The organism is Streptomyces sp. NBC_00631 (assembly GCF_045206895.1).
GTDB lineage: Bacteria > Actinomycetota > Actinomycetes > Streptomycetales > Streptomycetaceae > Streptomyces.
The window spans coordinates 9,688,743-9,705,725 of record NZ_CP107734.1 but is presented as its reverse complement, the minus strand read 5'-3'; the positions used below and the strand labels follow the sequence as shown (position 1 = coordinate 9,705,725).

16 protein-coding genes and 1 pseudogene are annotated in these 16,983 nt (G+C 70.8%); 4 read left to right on the top strand and 13 right to left on the bottom strand.

Annotated features, from left to right (window positions below; translation table 11 throughout):
- Window positions 1-178: 178 nt before the first annotated feature.
- Both OHB00_RS43985 and OHB00_RS43980 read right to left on the bottom strand, forming a co-directional pair.
- Window positions 179-1,339, bottom strand: a complete 1,161-nt coding sequence (locus OHB00_RS43985; RefSeq protein WP_406446262.1) for a DUF4037 domain-containing protein — start codon at window positions 1,337-1,339, stop codon at window positions 179-181.
- Between the two features lie 139 nt (window positions 1,340-1,478).
- Entirely contained in the window at window positions 1,479-2,666 is a 1,188-nt protein-coding gene (locus tag OHB00_RS43980) for an MBL fold metallo-hydrolase (RefSeq protein ID WP_406443591.1), read from the bottom strand.
- A gap of 140 nt (window positions 2,667-2,806) precedes the next feature.
- On the opposite strand from OHB00_RS43980, the gene OHB00_RS43975 reads away from it, so the two are divergent.
- A complete protein-coding gene (locus OHB00_RS43975) occupies window positions 2,807-3,985 on the top strand; it encodes a Glu/Leu/Phe/Val dehydrogenase dimerization domain-containing protein (protein WP_406443589.1) in 1,179 nt (392 codons plus the stop codon).
- Window positions 3,986-3,989: 4 nt separating this feature from the next.
- On the opposite strand, the gene OHB00_RS43970 is transcribed toward OHB00_RS43975, so the two are convergent.
- Entirely contained in the window at window positions 3,990-4,187 is a 198-nt protein-coding gene (locus tag OHB00_RS43970) for a hypothetical protein (protein WP_406443587.1), read from the bottom strand.
- A gap of 114 nt (window positions 4,188-4,301) precedes the next feature.
- Here OHB00_RS43970 and OHB00_RS43965 point away from each other — a divergent pair, with 114 nt between their 5' ends.
- Window positions 4,302-4,553: a GNAT family N-acetyltransferase gene (locus tag OHB00_RS43965; RefSeq protein ID WP_406443586.1), complete on the top strand. Its 252-nt coding sequence runs from the start codon at window positions 4,302-4,304 to the stop codon at window positions 4,551-4,553.
- A gap of 42 nt (window positions 4,554-4,595) precedes the next feature.
- Window positions 4,596-5,198, top strand: coding sequence for a TetR/AcrR family transcriptional regulator (locus tag OHB00_RS43960; RefSeq protein ID WP_406443584.1), 603 nt, complete (start codon window positions 4,596-4,598; stop codon window positions 5,196-5,198).
- Between the two features lie 51 nt (window positions 5,199-5,249).
- On the opposite strand, the gene OHB00_RS43955 is transcribed toward OHB00_RS43960, so the two are convergent.
- From OHB00_RS43955 to OHB00_RS43940, 4 genes and pseudogenes are all read right to left on the bottom strand, one after another.
- Window positions 5,250-6,035: an SGNH/GDSL hydrolase family protein gene (locus OHB00_RS43955; RefSeq protein WP_406446260.1), complete on the bottom strand. Its 786-nt coding sequence runs from the start codon at window positions 6,033-6,035 to the stop codon at window positions 5,250-5,252.
- Between the two features lie 145 nt (window positions 6,036-6,180).
- Window positions 6,181-6,897, bottom strand: a complete 717-nt coding sequence (locus OHB00_RS43950) for a DUF6250 domain-containing protein (protein WP_406443582.1) — start codon at window positions 6,895-6,897, stop codon at window positions 6,181-6,183.
- A 189-nt stretch (window positions 6,898-7,086) separates the two neighbouring features.
- Window positions 7,087-7,303: pseudogene (locus OHB00_RS43945) on the bottom strand (M23 family metallopeptidase); the annotation flags it as partial.
- Window positions 7,304-7,468: 165 nt separating this feature from the next.
- Entirely contained in the window at window positions 7,469-9,541 is a 2,073-nt protein-coding gene (locus tag OHB00_RS43940) for an alpha-galactosidase (protein WP_406443580.1), read from the bottom strand.
- Between the two features lie 198 nt (window positions 9,542-9,739).
- Between OHB00_RS43940 and OHB00_RS43935 the strand changes: the two genes are divergently transcribed.
- On the top strand, window positions 9,740-10,537 hold the full coding sequence (locus OHB00_RS43935; protein ID WP_406443578.1) for a tyrosine-protein phosphatase: 798 nt from the start codon (window positions 9,740-9,742) through the stop codon (window positions 10,535-10,537).
- A gap of 3 nt (window positions 10,538-10,540) precedes the next feature.
- Here the strand turns inward: OHB00_RS43935 and OHB00_RS43930 are convergent, their stop codons facing one another.
- The 6 genes from OHB00_RS43930 to hpnH form a co-directional block, all read right to left on the bottom strand.
- Window positions 10,541-10,663, bottom strand: a complete 123-nt coding sequence (locus OHB00_RS43930; RefSeq protein ID WP_406443576.1) for a DUF6126 family protein — start codon at window positions 10,661-10,663, stop codon at window positions 10,541-10,543.
- Window positions 10,660-11,283 (bottom strand): helix-turn-helix domain-containing protein, encoded by a 624-nt coding sequence (locus tag OHB00_RS43925; RefSeq protein ID WP_406443574.1) that lies wholly within the window; start codon window positions 11,281-11,283, stop codon window positions 10,660-10,662. The genes OHB00_RS43930 and OHB00_RS43925 overlap by 4 nt, the downstream gene beginning before the upstream one ends.
- A gap of 81 nt (window positions 11,284-11,364) precedes the next feature.
- Window positions 11,365-12,750: an aspartate aminotransferase family protein gene (locus OHB00_RS43920; RefSeq protein ID WP_406443572.1), complete on the bottom strand. Its 1,386-nt coding sequence runs from the start codon at window positions 12,748-12,750 to the stop codon at window positions 11,365-11,367.
- Window positions 12,747-14,768 carry a 1-deoxy-D-xylulose-5-phosphate synthase gene (dxs, locus tag OHB00_RS43915; protein WP_406443570.1) on the bottom strand — a complete coding sequence of 674 codons (2,022 nt, stop codon included), beginning with the start codon at window positions 14,766-14,768 and terminating at the stop codon, window positions 12,747-12,749. Before dxs ends, OHB00_RS43920 begins: the two co-directional genes overlap by 4 nt.
- Window positions 14,769-14,795: 27 nt before the next feature.
- Entirely contained in the window at window positions 14,796-15,953 is a 1,158-nt protein-coding gene (ispG, locus tag OHB00_RS43910; protein ID WP_406443568.1) for a flavodoxin-dependent (E)-4-hydroxy-3-methylbut-2-enyl-diphosphate synthase, read from the bottom strand.
- A 4-nt stretch (window positions 15,954-15,957) separates the two neighbouring features.
- Complete coding sequence (hpnH, locus tag OHB00_RS43905; protein WP_132887281.1) at window positions 15,958-16,980, bottom strand: adenosyl-hopene transferase HpnH; 1,023 nt, start codon at window positions 16,978-16,980, stop codon at window positions 15,958-15,960.
- Window positions 16,981-16,983 lie beyond the last annotated feature (3 nt).

The following is a 16,983-nucleotide window of genomic DNA, read 5'->3' as shown; positions in this document are numbered from 1 at the left end:
GATCAGTCACCGACCGATCCGACCTGCTCGGAAACGGTCAGACGCAGAAGTCGGAGAAGACATGGACCGAGGCTCCCACCACTCCGTCCCGCGCGCCGATCCTCGGTCCGCACGTCCCCGTCGGCCCGCCAGGAGCGCCGACCAGGCCTGCCGCACCCCTCCACCACCCCCCAGAACGTCACTCACGGTGACCTTCTTGGCCTCGGCTGCTCTTCGTCGGCGCGCGGGGTGGGCCGTCGTGGGCGTCGATGCCCGTCACGGCGTCGGTCGCGGCCCGGGTCAGGTCCGGGCGGCTCAGGACCTCGGTGCTGTCGATGAACTGGTCCACGGCTCCGGCCCGGCTCAACTCCCGTATGCCCGGGTCCTTGATGTGGGCGACGAGGGCCCGGGTGAAGCGGTCGGCGCGCAGCACCCGGAAGGGCCGGGAGTGGTAGGGGCGGGTGGCCGGGTCGACCCGGTGGGTGAGCTCCAGCTCGTTGTGCAGGTGGGCCACGATCTCGTACGCCTGGATCAGATGACGCTCGCGGAGTCGCCAGTCGCCGGCCGCGAGGACGGCGGTGAGTTCGGAGGCCAGCCGCGGGGCCGCGGGGGTCCGGGCGAAGGCGCTGCCGAGCCATTTGCCGTACGGCGGGTAGCGCCGGTCCATCAGCAGGGAGAGCCGCATCAGGTCGCGGACCAGGCGGGCGGCCTCGACCGCCGAGCCGAGTTCGTCGCCGACCTCGCCGCAGCGGCCGACGAAGGCTTCCTCCTGGGCGATGCGCTGCCACTGACAGGCCAGGACGTGGAGCCAGAGGTCGTGGGGGTACCAGCGCAGGGCGGTGCGGGCCGCGGTGAGCGTGTGGAGGCCGTCGTGGAACACGGCGCCGGTGGTGACCTCGGCGAGGAGCTGGGTGGGCAGGGCGAGCCAGTGCGCCGTGGTGACTCCGGAGGCGGGGTCGAAGCCGAGGGCGGCACGGAACCAGGAGGAGACGCCGGTCACTTCGACGCGGTGGTGCACGGGACCGTCGGTGGCCCGCATGACGCGGATGTCCCGGTCGCCCGTGGCGGCGAAGTGGGTGGGCCAGCCGTGGAAGGTCTTTGGAAGGTGTTCGGCGAGCACATGTCTGATGCGTCCGGCGTGGCGGCTCACATCGTGGGAGTGGAGGAAGAGCTGGAGGCGTGGGCCCCATTCGTGGTCGGCGGAGCGCTCGGTGTCGTAACCGAGCACCTCGGAGCCCGTGCCGATGCGGGCGGCGGAGTGGGGTATGCCGGGAGCGGCCTCCTCCAGGAGCGGGCGTACGGCCTCGGTGTAGAAGCGCCGGGAGAGCTCAAGTCCAGGTAAAAAGGCGGGACTTGGCATATGTGCATGGCTCATGACGATGCCCCTGCCCAGATTGTGCAGGGGCATGCACGCCACTTTCACTCCACCGCCACACCGGTGACGGCGTCACCAGCCCTCCGGTACGCGCTCCTCGCCACGACCGGTCACCGGGCCGGCGTCACAGTTCGCCCGCGAGGTCGAGGTCCCCCTGCCCGGGGGCGCCCTCCGGCCGCTTCCCGTGGTGCCACGGGCGGGCGATCGGCGCCGAGACCGTGCGCCACCACGGGTCCGCGGGCAGCTTCCCGGACGGCTCGAACGGCTCGCCGGGACGCGGCAGCGCGACCGCCTGGCCCGCCTCGTCACCCGCGTCCTTGGTCCACTCCCCCGGTTCGGCCCAGGCGTGCGGCGCGAGGTTGAAGGTGCCCCAGTGGATCGGCAGCAGCACCCCGTGCGGCTGCCCGCCCTGGAGGTCGAGGTGGGCGCGCACGCCCTCCTGAGGCGTCATGTGTATGTCGGGCCAGTACTCGCTGTACGCACCGATCTGGATCATCGTCACGTCGAAGGGCCCGTGGTCGGCGCCGATGTCCTTGAAGCCGTCGAAGTAGCCGGTGTCGCCGCTGTGATATATCCGGTGCTCCTCGCCGGTGACGGCCCAGGACGCCCACAGGGTGTGCTGGGTGTTGCGCAGTCCGCGACCGCAGAAGTGGCGGGCGGGGGTGGCCGTCAGGGTGAGTCCGCCGATCTTGGTCTCCTCGTGCCAGTCCAGCTCGCGCAGCCGGTCGGCGGAGACGCCCCAGTGTTCGAGGTGGGCGCCGACGCCGAGCGGCGCGGCGAACACGGTGTCCGTGCCGGCCAGCGCCTTGATCGTGGGCAGGTCGAGATGGTCGTAGTGGTCGTGCGAGATGACCACGACGTCGACCGGGCCGAGCGCGGCGAGCGGCAGCGGCACCGGGTGCAGCCGCTTGGGCCCGGCGAACGGGAACGGAGAGCACCGCTCACCCCAGACGGGGTCGAACAGGACACGGTGTCCGTCGATCTCGGCGAGCACGCTGGAGTGGCCCATCCACGTCACCCGCAGGCCGGTGGCGGCGGGCCGGGCGAGGTCGGCGACGGTGGTGGGGTGCACCGGGACGGTGCCCCGGGGGGCTCTGCGGGCGCGCTGCTCCTTCTCGAAGTAGGTCTTCGCGAACTCCAGCATCGAGCCCGAGGGCCGCATCCGGGTGGTGCCGCCGGGGTTCTGGAAGACACCGTCCTTGAAGTGCGGGGAGCCCTGGATGCGGGCCAGGCGCGCGCCGCCGGGGTCCGCGCCGAAGGCAGCGGGCCGCAGCACGCGGAGCCCGGAGCTCAGGGAACGCAAACCGGTCACGGTACCTCCAGGAGTTTCGCCGAGGTCCCCATTATGGTCGGCCCTTTGGACAGTCGGCGTTGACACCGCACCACCCGCCTCCCAATACTGACCCACTGTTCAGTAACACCGTTTCTTCACACAGCTCCCGAGGAGCCCCCGTGACCGCTCCCCTGATGTCCCTGGTCTGGACCGACCACGTCACCGGCCGCCAGGGCTTCCTGGTCGTCGACCGGCTGGTGCGGGGCGTGGCCAGCGGCGGTCTGCGGATGCGGCCGGGCTGCACCCTGGAGGAGGTGACGGGCCTCGCGCGCGGCATGACGATGAAGGAGGCCCTGCACTACAACCCCGAGGGCCGCTACGTCCCGCTGGGCGGCGCCAAGGGCGGCATCGACTGCGATCCGCAGGACCCCGGGGCGTACGCCCTGCTGGTCCGCTATCTGCGGGCCATGCGGCCGTACGTGGAGAGTTTCTGGACCACCGGCGAGGACCTGGGGCTCACCCAGGACCTGGTGGACCGGGCGGCCGCCGAGGCGGGGCTGGTCTCCTCGATCCAGGCCGTGTATCCGCTGCTGGACGACGAGGCGGCGGCCCGGCGGCGGCTCGCGGACGCCTTCGCCGTCGAGGTCGACGGGATCGGTCTGGACGAGCTGGCCGGCGGCTGCGGGGTCGCCGAGTCGGCGCTGACGGCCCTGGACCGGGCCGGGGTGCCGTACACGGGGACGCGGGTCGCCGTGCAGGGCCTCGGCACGATGGGCGGGGCCACGGCGCGGTTCCTCGCTCGCGCGGGGCTCAGCGTCGTGGCGGTCGCCGACATCAAGGGCACCATCGCCAACCCGGCGGGGCTGGACGTCGAGGCGCTGCTGCGCGCGCGGGACGCCTACGGCACCGTCGACCGCGCGGTGCTGCGCTCCGGTGACATGGAACTGCCGGGCGACGCCTGGTTGTCCTCCGACGCGGAGGTGCTGGTGCCGGCGGCGGTGTCGTACGTCGTCGACGCGGCCAACGAACACCTGATCACCGCCCGCTGGATCGTGGAGGCGGCCAACATGCCGGTGCTGCCGCAGGCGGAGGAGCGGCTCACCGCGCGCGGGGTGAGCGTGCTGCCGGACGTGGTGGTGAACTCGGGGACCAACGCCTGGTGGTGGTGGACCCTGTTCGGCGACATCGGCCCCGACGCGGACGAGGCGTTCGCCCACACCCGCCGCTCGATGCGGGCCCTGGTGGAGCTGATGCTGGACCGAGCGGAGTCCGACGGCACGACCCCGCGCGCCGCGGCGCACGCACTGGTGACCGACCGCCTGCCGGTGATCGCGGACCGGTTCGGCTGGTACCGGTGACGGATCAGCTGGTCCCCTGCCGGCCGAGCCCGCCCAGCAGAGCGGCCGCACCGGTGCCAAGGGCGCCGATCATGGAGAGCGGCAGGTCCAGCTCGGTGACGGCCATGGTGCGGACAGGCCGCATCGCGTAGTTGTCGGCATTCGCTGTCCTGGCCTTCGCGGCCTGCAGAAACGTGCCGCCGTGGCGCGCCGCAGGGCTCATGGCCGGCTGTCCCGGATGAGGACGACGGCGTATCGGCACTCGTCGTCGGTGGTGTCGGCGATGAGGCGCTCGACCGGCGCGCCGAGTTCGATGGTGTCGCCAGCGTCTCGTTCGGTGGAGAACTCCGTCTACGTCCGCGAGGGCAGGCACCGGCGCGGGATCGGCTCCGCACTGCTGGGCCCCCTCATCGCCTCGGCACGCGAGGCCGGCCACCATGTGATGATCGCCGGCATCGAGGCCCAGAACGCCGCGTCGATCCGGTTGCACGACCGGTTCGGCTTCGAGCACGTCGGCACGGTCCGGGAGGCGGGGACCAAGTTCGGGCGCCGGCTGGACCTGACGATCATGCGACTGCCACTGGCCTGAGAAGGCGAGGCGGGCGGCGGGCCGACAGATTAGGGTGATCGCGTGGCGAGAGTGCGGTTGAGCGTGGCCGAGCGGCGGGAGGAACTGCTGCGGGCCGCCATCGAGCAGATCGAGGCGCGGGGCGTGGCGGCGGTGCGGATCGCCGATGTGGCCTCGGCCCTCGGGGTGAGCAACGCACTGGTGCTGTACCACTTCTCGACGAAGGAGAAGCTGGTCGCCGCCGCCTTCACCTACGCCGCCGAGGGCGACCTGGCGCATCTGCGCAAGCTGCTGGGCCGCCGTACGTCGGCGTTGCGCCGGTTGCGGGCAGCGGTGCGCTGGTACGCGCCGACGGGGCAGGCGAAGGGCTGGCGGCTGTGGATCGAGGGCTGGGCGGTGGCGTTGCGGGACCCCGCCCTGCGGGACGTCACCAAGGGCCTCGACCAGCAGTGGAAGGCGGCGATCACCGAGGTCGTCGCCGAAGGGGTGGCGGCGGGTGAGTTCCGGTGTCCCGACCCGGCGGCAGCGGCGCTGCGGCTGACCGCGCTGCTCGACGGGCTCGCCGTCCAGCTGACGTCGTATCCGGGTGCCGTGCCCCGCGCCCGGGCGCAGGAGTGGGTCGACGAGGCGCTGGCCCGCGAACTGGGGCTGGCCGGGCAGCAGTAAGGGGCGGCCCGCCATGAGGCCACCCCTTACCACCCTGACGCCGGTTGCGCCTCAGGCCACGGAAGCGATCCGCATCTTGATGTCGTACGGGGAGAGCGCCCCCTTGGCCGTCACATGGTCGCCGGACGACTCGCCGCGCAGCCGGCGCCCGATCCAGGGGACCAGGTACTCCCGGGCCCAGTGCACGTCGTCGCGGCGGACCTCCAGGGTGCCCCGGGGCGGCAGCGGTGGCCACGGCTGGTCCGGGTCGGCCGGCACCTCGACGCCGAGCACCTGGCCGGCCCGCAGCGCCACGCGCGTGTGCCCCTCGGGAGACAGGTGCAGGCGGTCGCCGTCCCACGCCCGGCGGTCCTGCACGGTCTTGAGGGACCACAGGTCGAGGACGGGACAGCCGTACCGGTCGGCGATGGCCCGGACGTGCCCGTTGTACGTGGCGATCTTGCCGCGCAGATGCTTGAGGACGGGCACGCCCCGGGTGTCGAATCCGGTGGTCACCAGCACCGTGCCGATGGCCTCGGTCAGCTGGGCCACGGCGCGCTCGAACCGCTCGGCCACCTCGTCCGGGTCGGTGCCGGGGCGGATGATGTCGTTGCCGCCCGCGCAGAAGGAGACCAGGTCCGGGGCGAGTGCCAGGGCCTGTGGCACCTGGTCCGCCACGATCTGGTCGAGCAGTTTCCCGCGTACGGCGAGGTTGGTGTACTCGAAGTCGCCCTCGGGGCGCCGGTCCGACAGCAGGACCGCGAACCGGTCGGCCCAGCCGACGAACGCCCCGTCGGGGCCGGGATCGCCGACGCCCTCGGTGAAGCTGTCCCCCACCGCCACGTACGAGCCGATCACTGATGCCTTGTCACTCTTCGAATCGTCTCCCACGTCGGACCATGATTCACCTTCGGTTGTGACCTACGCGACCGTAATAAGGGGTTGACGTTCGGTGAGATAAGACACTTTTAAATACTTTGCCAAGCCTGGAATAAGGCTCTGATCAGCGGCGTTGACGTGTCGGTCGCCAGACTCGGAAGTCGGCGATCCGGAAGTGGCTCCACGTGGTGCGGAACGCGAAGTGCCCGCCGGTGTAAGGCTCCGGGTCGGTGTAGTCGAACACCAGCCGGCCGTTGTTCCACCAGCGCACGGTCGGCCCGTCGGAGACGATCCGGACCCGGTTGGGCTGGTTCGCGACGAGCAGCGGCTCGGTGTAATCGTAGATGAGCGGGCGTACGCCGGGTTCGCCGACGTAACGGCGCAGTCTGGTCGTGGTGTTGTAGTTGGCGCCGTAACCGGCGTAGTACGTCGTGAGGTAGTCGTACTCGGCGAGCGCACCGCCGCGCGGGGTGGCGAACAGGTCGTCAGGGGACCGGACGTCGGTGGCGTTCCAGAAGTTGTTGAGATCCGAGACGCGGTCGTTCACACCGCCCGCCGACACCGGCGTGGCCGTGTACTCCAGGACGTACGGGCCTTCGAGGCGCCGCCGGAACCAGACGGTCGCGCCGGCGGGCACGTCGACCTCCAGGGTCCCGTCGGACGCGGTGACCGTGCCGCCCTGCTCCAGCTCCACGAACCACTGGCCGAGGCCGTGGCGGAAGTCGTCGTGGGCGAGCGGCCGGCGGTGCCGGGGCGCGGCGCTCGCGGGCCCGGTGGGGGTGAGGGCCGCGAGGGCGGCTCCGGCGGCCAGGGCTCCGAAAGCTCGGCGGGTGGTCGTCATGCGGCGGGTTCCTTCCGGCGGGGCGACAGTGATGGAAAGCGCTTGCACCTACGGGATCACTGTGCCGCCGCCCGCCTTCGCTGTCGATGCCCCGAGCACGCGCGCCACAAGACGGAAACACCGAAGGCCGGACCCGGGGATCGGGTTCCGGCCTTCGGCGTGCGGGTCTGACCAGCAAGATCGCCGAGGTCAGCCGACGGCGAGGCCCTTCGAGCGGAGGTAGGCGACCGGGTCCACGTCCGAGCCGGAGTCGGGGGTGGTGCGGATCTCGAAGTGGAGGTGCGGTCCGGTGACGTTGCCGGTCCCACCGGAGAGGCCGATCTGCCGGTCCGCGGTGACGGTCTGTCCGGCCGAGACGGAGAGGGCGGAGGTGGCCGTAGTGCGCGTAGCAGCCGTCGGCGAGCCGTGGATTCCGGCCTTTTCGCCTTTCCCCTCTCCTTGAAAAACACCGGAATTACGTGACCATGACGCGCGACCCGACGTCACGAATATGACGCTCCTCACGCACGTCGCGCCACGTCGCCTTATTCCAGACCGAGTCGCAACGAAGGTTTCAATTCGGGCAGATGCATCAGATCCGGCGGAGGCGGATGACTGCCGCATCCAGGTCACCCTTCAACCCGGCGCGCAACCCGTGCTGGAGCAGAACGGCCCCCCGGTGCACTTCGCCCGTTTCGCGGCATTCGTACGACGCCGTCGGGTCCAGGCCCTGCAACCGGAGCGCCGGCGCCGGCTCGCCGTAGCTCTGCGCCTGGAGCCAGGCGAGGACGACGCTCTCGTCGCCGAGCGTGTACTGCACCGCGCTGAGTCCGCCGGTCGGCGGCCGCAGCCGGAACTGGTCGCCGCGCTGCACCAGAGGACGGATCTCCTTGTAGAGCTCCACCCAGTGTCCGGCCTCGGCAAGCTCCTCCTCGGTCCACTGCGAGAGGTCGCCGCCGACCCCGAGGGCACCGGCCATGGAGCTGATGAACCGGAAACGCAGGCTGCTGACCCGCCCGTTGAGCTGGTGGTTCGGGCTGTCGGTGACCCAGGCGGACATCACCCGGGCGGGATGGATCTGACTGAAGCCGTGCTGGATGGCGAGCCGGTCCAGCGGGTCGGTGTTGTCGGAGGTCCACACCTCGTCGGTACGGCTCATGATGCCGAGGTCGATGCGCCCGCCACCGCCGGAGCAGGACTCGATGGCGACATCCGGGTGGGCGGCGCGGAGCCGGTCGAGCAGGGCGTACAGCCCGCGCACGTGGTCCACCCACAGGCGCTGCGGGTAGGGCTCGCCGGGCCAGCCCGCGTCGGTGAAGCAGCGGTTGAAGTCCCACTTGACGTAGTCGATCGGGGCGCTGGACAGCAGGGTGTCGAGCTGCTCGTAGAGGTACCGCTGGACGTCCTCGCGGGCGAGGTTGAGGACGAGCTGGTTGCGCAGTTCCGTCCGCTTCCGTCCCTGCTGGTACTGCACCCAGTCGGGGTGGGCGCGGTACAGGTCGCTGTCCGGGTTCACCATCTCGGGCTCGACCCAGATGCCGAACTGCATGCCGAGGGCACGGACGTAGTCGGCGAGGGGCTTGAGGCCCTTGGGGAAACGGTCGGGGTTGGGCGTCCAGTCGCCGAGTCCGGCGCGGTCGCTGGTACGGGCGCCGAACCAGCCGTCGTCCACCACGAACAGCTCGACGCCGATCGCGGCGGCCCGGCGGGCGAGGGTGGCCTGCTGATCCTCCGAGATGTCGAAGGTGGTGGCCTCCCAGGAGTTGAACAGCACCGGCCGGTCCCGGTCGGCGTCCGGGATGATGTACGCCCGCTGGTAGGCGTGCCAGGCACGGCTCGCCCCGCCGAAGCCGGCGTCGGTCCACAGGCCCGCGAAGACCGGGCTGGTGTACGACTCCCCCTCGGCGAGCATCAGCAGGCCCGAGTCGTCGTAGCCGGCGCCGCCGGTGATCTGCACGCGCGCGTCGGGGAGCTGGGCGACGGCGATGCGCCAGGAGCCGGACCAGCCGAGGGCGCAGCCCCAGACCTCGCCGCGCTCCTCGGTGGCGTCGGTGTCGAGGGCGACCCAGGGCAGGTGCTGGTGGCCGGTGTGGCCGCGGCGGCTGCCGATGACCTTCTCGCCGTAGGTGAGCGGGCCGCTGGTGAGCCGGGACTCCGCCGCCCAGCGGCCGTGCAGCTGGGAGAGCCGCCAGCCCTCGCGGTCGGGCAGGGTCCAGGTGGCGGGGTCGGCGCGCAGCAGCTCCACGGGCGCGTGCCCCTCGTTGCCGACGGTCACCCAGCGCTCGACGACGTCGCCGCGCATCCGGTAGTGCAGGGTGATGACGATGTCGTCGTCCGTGAAGCGCAGCCGGAGTCCGTCGTCATCGGCCTCGTACGACTCGAAGGTCCACTCGGTGCCGCGCCGCTCCTCGGTGCGCACGGACAGGGCGGGGCGCACGAAGCGGGGCCCGCCCTCGACGGGGTACTCCTCGTGACCGTCCAGCGGGGACTCGAAGGGCCAGTAGTCCGGCAGCGCCCGGGTGCTGAGCTCCTCGGCGTCGGCGAGCTGGATTCTGGCGCCCCAGTGCAGGTGGAGCAGCTCGTCGGCCTCCGTCAGATGCAGCGCGTAGCTGCTGCCGGGGCCCGACAGGAGCCAGGTACGACCGTTTTCGGCGATGTCCAGCATCGAGAAACCTCACACAGGGGCCAACAGATCCGCTCAAGCACCAACATCATCAAGGCCCACGTGCTCCGGAAGCAAGGGCCAGGGGGGTGGAGGCGATGGCCTGTGGACAACTCATTGCCCGCGGAAACCGATGTCGTATCGTCGAGCCAGTGCCCGTCGACGAGCCGCGCCGGACGGGACCGACCGGGAGGAGCCCCCGTGACGCAGCAGGTCCCGTCGACCGAGCCCGAGCTGACCGGGGTGCGCAACTTCCGTGACGTGGGCGGCCTGCCGACCGTGGACGGGCGGCGGGTGCGGCCGGGTGTGCTGTTCCGCAGCGGTCACCTCGCGCACGCGACGGAGCAGGACGCGGAGTTCCTCTCCTCGCTCGGCCTGCACACCGTCTTCGACTTCCGCAACGCGGCCGACCAGAAGCTGGAGGGCCCGGACGTCGAGCTGCCCGGTGTGCGGAACGTGAACCTGCCGCTGACCGACCCGGCCCACGGCGCCGAGTTCTGGAAGATGGTCCGCGAGGGTGACATCGAGCAGTTGCGCGGGCTCCTGGACGACGGCAAGGCCGCGGGCCGGATGGTCAGCTCCTACCGCACGATCGTCAAGGACCGCACCGACGAGCACTCGCGTGTGCTGCACGCGCTCGCCGAGGACAGCGTTCCGGCGCTGATGCACTGCGCGGCCGGCAAGGACCGGGCGGGCGTCTCCATAGCCGTGACGCTGCTCGCGGTGGGCGTGGAGCGGGACGCGATCCTCGCCGACTACCTGGAGTCCAACGCCAAGCACCGCCGCTACAAGGTGCGGCGCAGCGGCGGTGGGGACAGCGTGTACAGCCCCGAGGTGATGGACCTGCTGAGCCCGCTGTTCGACGCCCGCGCGGAGTACCTGACGGCGGCCTTCGAGAGCATCGAGGAGACCTGGGGCGACGTCGACACCTACCTGGGGCAGGGCCTGAAGCTGGCCCCGCAGACCCGGGAGCGGCTGCGCGAGCGGCTGCTCGACTGAGGCTCAGCTCTTCGCGCCGAGGGAGAACAGCAAGAAGAGGAACGCGGCCAGGACGTGCCCGACGGCGATGTAGATGATCAGCCGGACCCACAGGGCCCGCGGGAACTTCTCCTCCATGTTGGTCATGGCGACTCTCCAGTGATCGGTCCCAGGCACAGCGCGGCCGTGGGACTCTGCAGCAGGGTGTGGACGAAGAGGAGCTCGACCCCGTCGTGGTCCTCGGCGGCGAGCCGGTGCGGGGTCAGCGAGTCGAAGTGCGCGCTGTCGCCGGGTGCGAGCACGTGGGCGGTGTCGCCGAGGCGCAGCCGGAGCCGGCCGCGCAGGACGTACAGCCACTCCTCACCGGGATGCACCCGCACGATGTCGCCCTGGGAGCCGTGCGGCACGTGGACGCGCAGCGCCTGCATGCCCCGGCCGGGGGCGCCGGCCTGCCAGTACGTCCAGCCGCCCGCCCGGGTCGGATCCATGTCGGCGGCGCGCACGATCGCGTCCCGGTCGGCGGCGGTCTCACCGAGCAGGTCCGAGACCGTCGTACTGTAGATACGCGCGAGGGCGAGCAGCATCGGCAGCGAGGGCTGCCGTTGCCCGGTCTCCAGCCGGGACAGGTGGGCGGGCGACAGCCCGGCGTCCCGGGCCGCGGCCTCCAGGGTGAGGCCGGCGCGGCGGCGCAGGGAGCGCAGCTGCGGGGCGACGGCGGGCAGGTCCTCGACCGGCCCGCCCCCGTGCTCGTTCGCGGAGGAGCTCATGGCTCCATTGAGCCGCAGCTTTGCCTCTGCGGCAATTTTCTTGCCTCAGAGGCAAAACCCGCGACCAGCGTCCGGCCCGGTCTAGCGGTTGGCCACCGCCTGCTTGATGAGCGTCTTGCCGAAGTCCCACATCAGGCCGCCGCCGCTGTGTGCGTCGTCCATCACGTCGGTGAAGGCGTCCACGAAGCGGTCGACGTCGGCCTCGTCGACGATCAGCGGTGGGATGAGCTTGATCACCTCCAGGTGATCGCCGGAGACCTGGGTGAGGATCCGGTGCCGTTGCAGCAGCGGTACGACGACCATCTGGGCGAACAGACCCTTGCGGGCTGCCTGGAGCATGGTCCAGCGGCTGCGCAGCTTCAGCGAGCTGGGCCGGCCGAACTCGATGCCGATCATCAGGCCCCGGCCGCGCACGTCGGCGAGCAGCTCGTACTTGCCGGTCAGCGCGGCGAGCCGGGACTTGAGCTGCTCTCCCACGGCCCGGGAGTTGGCGACGATCTGGTCGTTCTCCATGACCGCGAGGACGGCGAGCCCGGCCGCCATGGCCTGGGCGTTGGCACCGAAGCTCGCCGAGTGGACCAGGACCCGGTCCATGGAGGAGTAGACCTTCTTGAAGATCCAGTCCTTGCCGAGGGTGGCGCCGACCGGAACGTACCCGCCGGACAGTGCCTTCGCCACACAGACCAGGTCCGGCTCGACGCCCTCCTCGTGCTGGTAGGCGTAGAAGTCGCCGGTGCGGCCGAGGCCGGTCTGCACCTCGTCGGCGATGAGCAGCGCCTTGTGCCGGTGCAGCAGTTCCTGCGCGGCGCGCAGGTAGCCGGGCGGCGCCTCGTGCACGCCCTTGCCCTGGATCGGCTCGACGATCAGGGCGGCGACATCGCCCTTCTTCAGCTCGCGGGCGAGCGCGTCGAGGTCACCGAGGGGTACGGCGGTGTCGGGCAGCAAGGGGGCGAAGCCGTCCCGGAAGCCGTTCTCGCCGTTGACCGAAAGGGAGCCGGTGGTCAGGCCGTGGAAGGCGTGGTCGCAGAAGAGGACGCGGGGTCTGCCGGTGGCGAAGCGGGCGAACTTCAGGGCCGTCTCGACCGACTCGGTGCCGCTGTTGCCGAAGAACACCCGGTCCAGGTGCGGGCTGTGCGCGAGGAGCCGCTCGGCGAGCAGTCCGGGCAGCGGCTGGCAGTCGAAGCGGGTCAGGTCGGCGAGCCGGGCGTCCAGGACGTCGTGCAGCGCCTTGCGGACGACGGGGTGGTGACGGCCCAGGCCCATCACCCCGAACCCGGCGAGCATGTCCAGGTAGTCGTTGCCGTCCGCGTCCCAGAAGTGCGCGCCCTCGGCCCGCTCGTAGACCTTGTCGAAGCCGATGGTGTGCAGCATGCGGGGCAGCTGGTGGTTGAGGTACTTCGCGTGCAGCTCATAGCGCTCGGCCCCGCGCTCGGCGAGCAGCGCCCCTAGGTCGAACTCCGTGGTCATTGCCTCTCCTTGTCAACGCCCTCGGCATCAGCGCCCCTCAGGGGCGCGGGGAGCATCGATGTGCGGCTGCCGCCGCGGGGCGCGACCAGCCCGGACGGCGCCGCACCCGCCACACGACCCTCCGTTGCACTCCCGTTGGCGCAATCGGCCCCCCGCCCCGCGAGGCTCGCCCCGATCCGCCCCGCGATCTCCACCGGCGTCAGCCCGATGTCGGCCAGCACCTCTCCCCGCTTCGCATGCGCCAGGAACTGCTCGGGAATGCCGAACCGCCGCACCGGCACGTCCACTTCGGCGTCACCGAGCGCCAGCGCGACCGCCGCGCCCACGCCGGCCGCCCGGCTGTTGTCCTCGACGACGGCCACCAGCTCGTGCCGGGCCGCCAGCACCGGCAGCGCGGGATCCACGGGCTTCACCCAACGGGGGTCCACGACGGTGCAGTTGATGCCCCGAGCGGCCAGCAGCTCCGCGGCCTGGAGGCACACCGGCGCCATCACTCCGACCGCGACCAGCAGCACCTGCGCGTCCGTGTCGCGACGGAGCACATCCACCCCGCCGACCCGGTCGACCGCCGGGATCTCCGGCCCCACGGACTCCTTCGGGAACCGCACCAGCGTGGGCGCGTCGTCCACGGCGACGGCCTCGCGCAGCTGGAGCCGCAGTTGTTCGGCGTCGCGCGGGGCGGCGATGCGCAGGCCGGGGACGACCTGGAGGACGGACATGTCCCACATGCCGTTGTGCGATGCGCCGTCGACACCGGTCACGCCCGCCCGGTCCAGGACGAACGTCACCCCGCAGCGGTGCAGCGCCACGTCCATCAGCAACTGGTCGAAGGCACGGTTCAGGAACGTGGCGTAGACGGCGACGACCGGGTGCAGTCCGCCGGTCGCGAGGCCGGCCGCCGAGACCGCCGCGTGCTGCTCGGCGATGCCGACGTCCCAGACCCGGTCCGGGAAGCGCTCGGCGAACCTGCCGAGGCCGACCGGGTGCAGCATGGCCGCGGTGATCGCCACCACGTCGTCCCGCTCCTCGCCGATCCGGACGATCTCGTCGCCGAACACCGAGGTCCAGGAAGGCCCGTTGGACGGCGCGAGCGGCTCGCAGGTGAGCGGGTCCATGACGCCGACGGTGTGGAAGTGGTCCTCCTCGTGGGCGAGGGCGGGCTCGTAGCCGCGGCCCTTCTCCGTGAGGCAGTGCACCAGCACCGGCCCGTGGAAGCGTTTCGCGCGCCGCAGGGCCGACTCGACCGCCTTGATGTCGTGGCCGTCGATCGGGCCAACGTACTTGAGGCCCAGGTCCTCGAACATGCCCTGCGGGGCGAAGGCGTCCTTGAAACCCTTCTTGGCGCCGTGCAGGGACTCGTAGACGGTGCTGCCGACGACCGGCATGCGCAGCAGGGCGTCCTTGCCCCAGGCCAGCATCTTCTCGTAGCCGTCGGTGGTGCGCAGCGTGGCGAGGTGGTTGGCGAGGCCGCCGATGGTGGGGGCGTACGACCGCTCGTTGTCGTTGACGACGATGATCAGCGGCCGGTCCTTGGCCGCCGCGATGTTGTTGAGCGCCTCCCAGGCCATCCCGCCGGTCAGCGCGCCGTCGCCGATCACCGCGACGACATGCCCCTTCTCCCCCCGCACCTGGCGGGCCTTGGCGAGGCCGTCCGCCCAGCCGAGCGCGGTGGAGGCGTGGCTGTTCTCGATGACGTCGTGCTCGGACTCCTCGCGCGAGGGGTATCCCGACAGGCCGCCCTTGCCGCGCAGCTTGGAGAAGTCCTGACGGCCGGTCAGCAGCTTGTGGACGTAGCTCTGGTGGCCGGTGTCCCACAGGATGCGGTCGGCCGGGGACTCGAAGACCCGGTGCAGCGCGACGGTCAGCTCCACGACGCCCAGGTTGGGCCCGAGGTGGCCGCCGGTCCTGGCGACCGCGTGCACCAGGAACTCGCGTATTTCTTCGGACAGTTCACCGAGTTCCGCCTCGGACAGCGCCTTCAGGTCGCGTGGTCCCCGGATGGTCTCCAGAATCGTCACGCTCGGCCCCCTCTCGGTCCGTGCTGTTCAGCTCACCGTGACGGCGGGTGCTCCGGACCCGGCGCCGTCCTGCTCCATCTGCTCGGCGATCTTCATCGCTTCCTCGATGAGGGTCTCCACGATCTTCGACTCGGGTACGGTCTTGATGACCTCGCCCTTGACGAAGATCTGCCCCTTGCCGTTGCCGGAGGCGACCCCCAGGTCGGCCTCCCGTGCCTCGCCGGGCCCGTTGACCACGCAGCCCATGACAGCGACGCGCAGCGGCACCTCCATGCCCTCCAGACCGGCCGTCACCTCGTCCGCCAGCTTGTAGACGTCCACCTGGGCGCGGCCGCAGGACGGGCAGGAGACGATCTCCAGGCGCCGCTGCCTGAGGTTCAGGGACTCCAGGATCTGGATGCCGACCTTGACCTCCTCGGCGGGCGGGGCGGACAGCGAGACGCGGATCGTGTCACCGATGCCCTCAGAGAGCAACGCCCCGAAGGCGACGGCCGACTTGACGGTGCCCTGGAACGCCGGGCCCGCCTCGGTGACCCCGAGGTGCAGCGGGTAGTCGCACCGGGCGGCCAGCTGCCGGTACGCCTCGATCATCACGACCGGGTCGTTGTGCTTGACGGAGATCTTGATGTCCCGGAAGTCGTGCTCCTCGAAGAGCGAGGCCTCCCACAGAGCACTCTCCACGAGCGCCTCGGGCGTCGCCTTCCCGTACTTCTGGAGCAGCCGGCGGTCGAGCGACCCCGCGTTGACCCCGATCCGGATCGGCGTGCCGTGGTCCTTGGCCGCCCGCGCGATCTCCTTCACCTGGTCGTCGAACTGCTTGATGTTGCCGGGGTTCACGCGGACCGCCGCGCAGCCGGCCTTGATGGCCGCGAAGACGTACTTCGGCTGGAAGTGGATGTCCGCGATCACCGGGATCTGGGACTTCCGCGCGATCGTCGCCAGAGCGTCCGCGTCGTCCTGCGTGGGGCAGGCGACGCGGACGATCTGGCAGCCGGACGCGGTGAGTTCGGCGATCTGCTGAAGGGTGGCGCCGACGTCCGAGGTGCGGGTGGTGGTCATCGACTGCACCGACACCGGGGCACCGCCGCCGACGGCGACCGGCCCGACGTGGATCTGCCGCGAGACCCGTCGCTCGGCGATCGGCCGCGCCGGGATCTCGGGGAGGCCCAGGGGGATTGCGGTCATGCCGTCACTCCCGGTTCCCGGAGACCGTCTCGCGCATGGCGCGCAGGGACTCCTTGAGCGATCCCATGGTGGCGAGGACGGCGGTGGGCTCGTAGCCGCAGTGCGCCATGCAGTTGGCACAGCGCGGGTCCTTGCCCCGGCCGTACTTGTCCCAGTCGGTCTTCTCGATGAGTTCGCGGTACGTCGGCACGTATCCGTCGCTCATCAGGTAGCAGGGGCGCTGCCAGCCGAAGAGCGAGTAGTTCGGGATCGCCCAGGCCGTGCACGGGAAGTCGACCTTGCCCTCCAGGAAGTCCAGGAAGAGCGGGGAGTGGTTGAGCCGCCACTTCTTCCGGTTGCCGCCCGCGAAGGCCTTCTTGAAGAGCTCACGGGTCTGCTCCACGCCGAGGAAGTGCTCCTGGTCGGGGGCCTTCTCGTAGGCGTAGGCGGGCGAGATCATCATCTCGTCGACCTTGAGGTCGTCGTTGAGGAAGTTGAGCACCTCGATGATGGTCTGCGGGGTGTCCGTGTTGAAGAAGGTCGAGTTGGTGGTCACCCGGAAGCCGCGCCGCTTGGCCTCCTTGATGGCCGCCACGGCCTCGTCGAAGACGCCTTCCTTCGCAACGGACTCGTCGTGCCGCTCGCGCAGCCCGTCGATGTGCACCGCGAAGGCGAAGTAGGGCGAGGGGGTGAACTTGTCCATCTTCTTGCGCAGCAGCATCGCGTTGGTGCAGAGGAAGACGTACTTCCGCTTCGCCACCAACTGCCGCACGATCTCGTCGATCTGGGGGTGCATCAGGGGCTCGCCGCCCGCGATGGACACCATCGGAGCACCGGACTCCAGCACCGCCCCGACCGCCTGCGCGACCGGCATGCGTTGCTTCAGCACCCCCGCCGGGTGCTGGATCTTGCCGCAGCCCTCACATTTCAGGTTGCACGCGAAGAGGGGTTCCAGCTCCACGATCAGCGGGAACTTGTCCCGCTTGCGGAGCTTCTGTTCGGCCAAGTAGGTAGCGACCTTGATCGACTGACGCAGCGGCATGGCCATCTG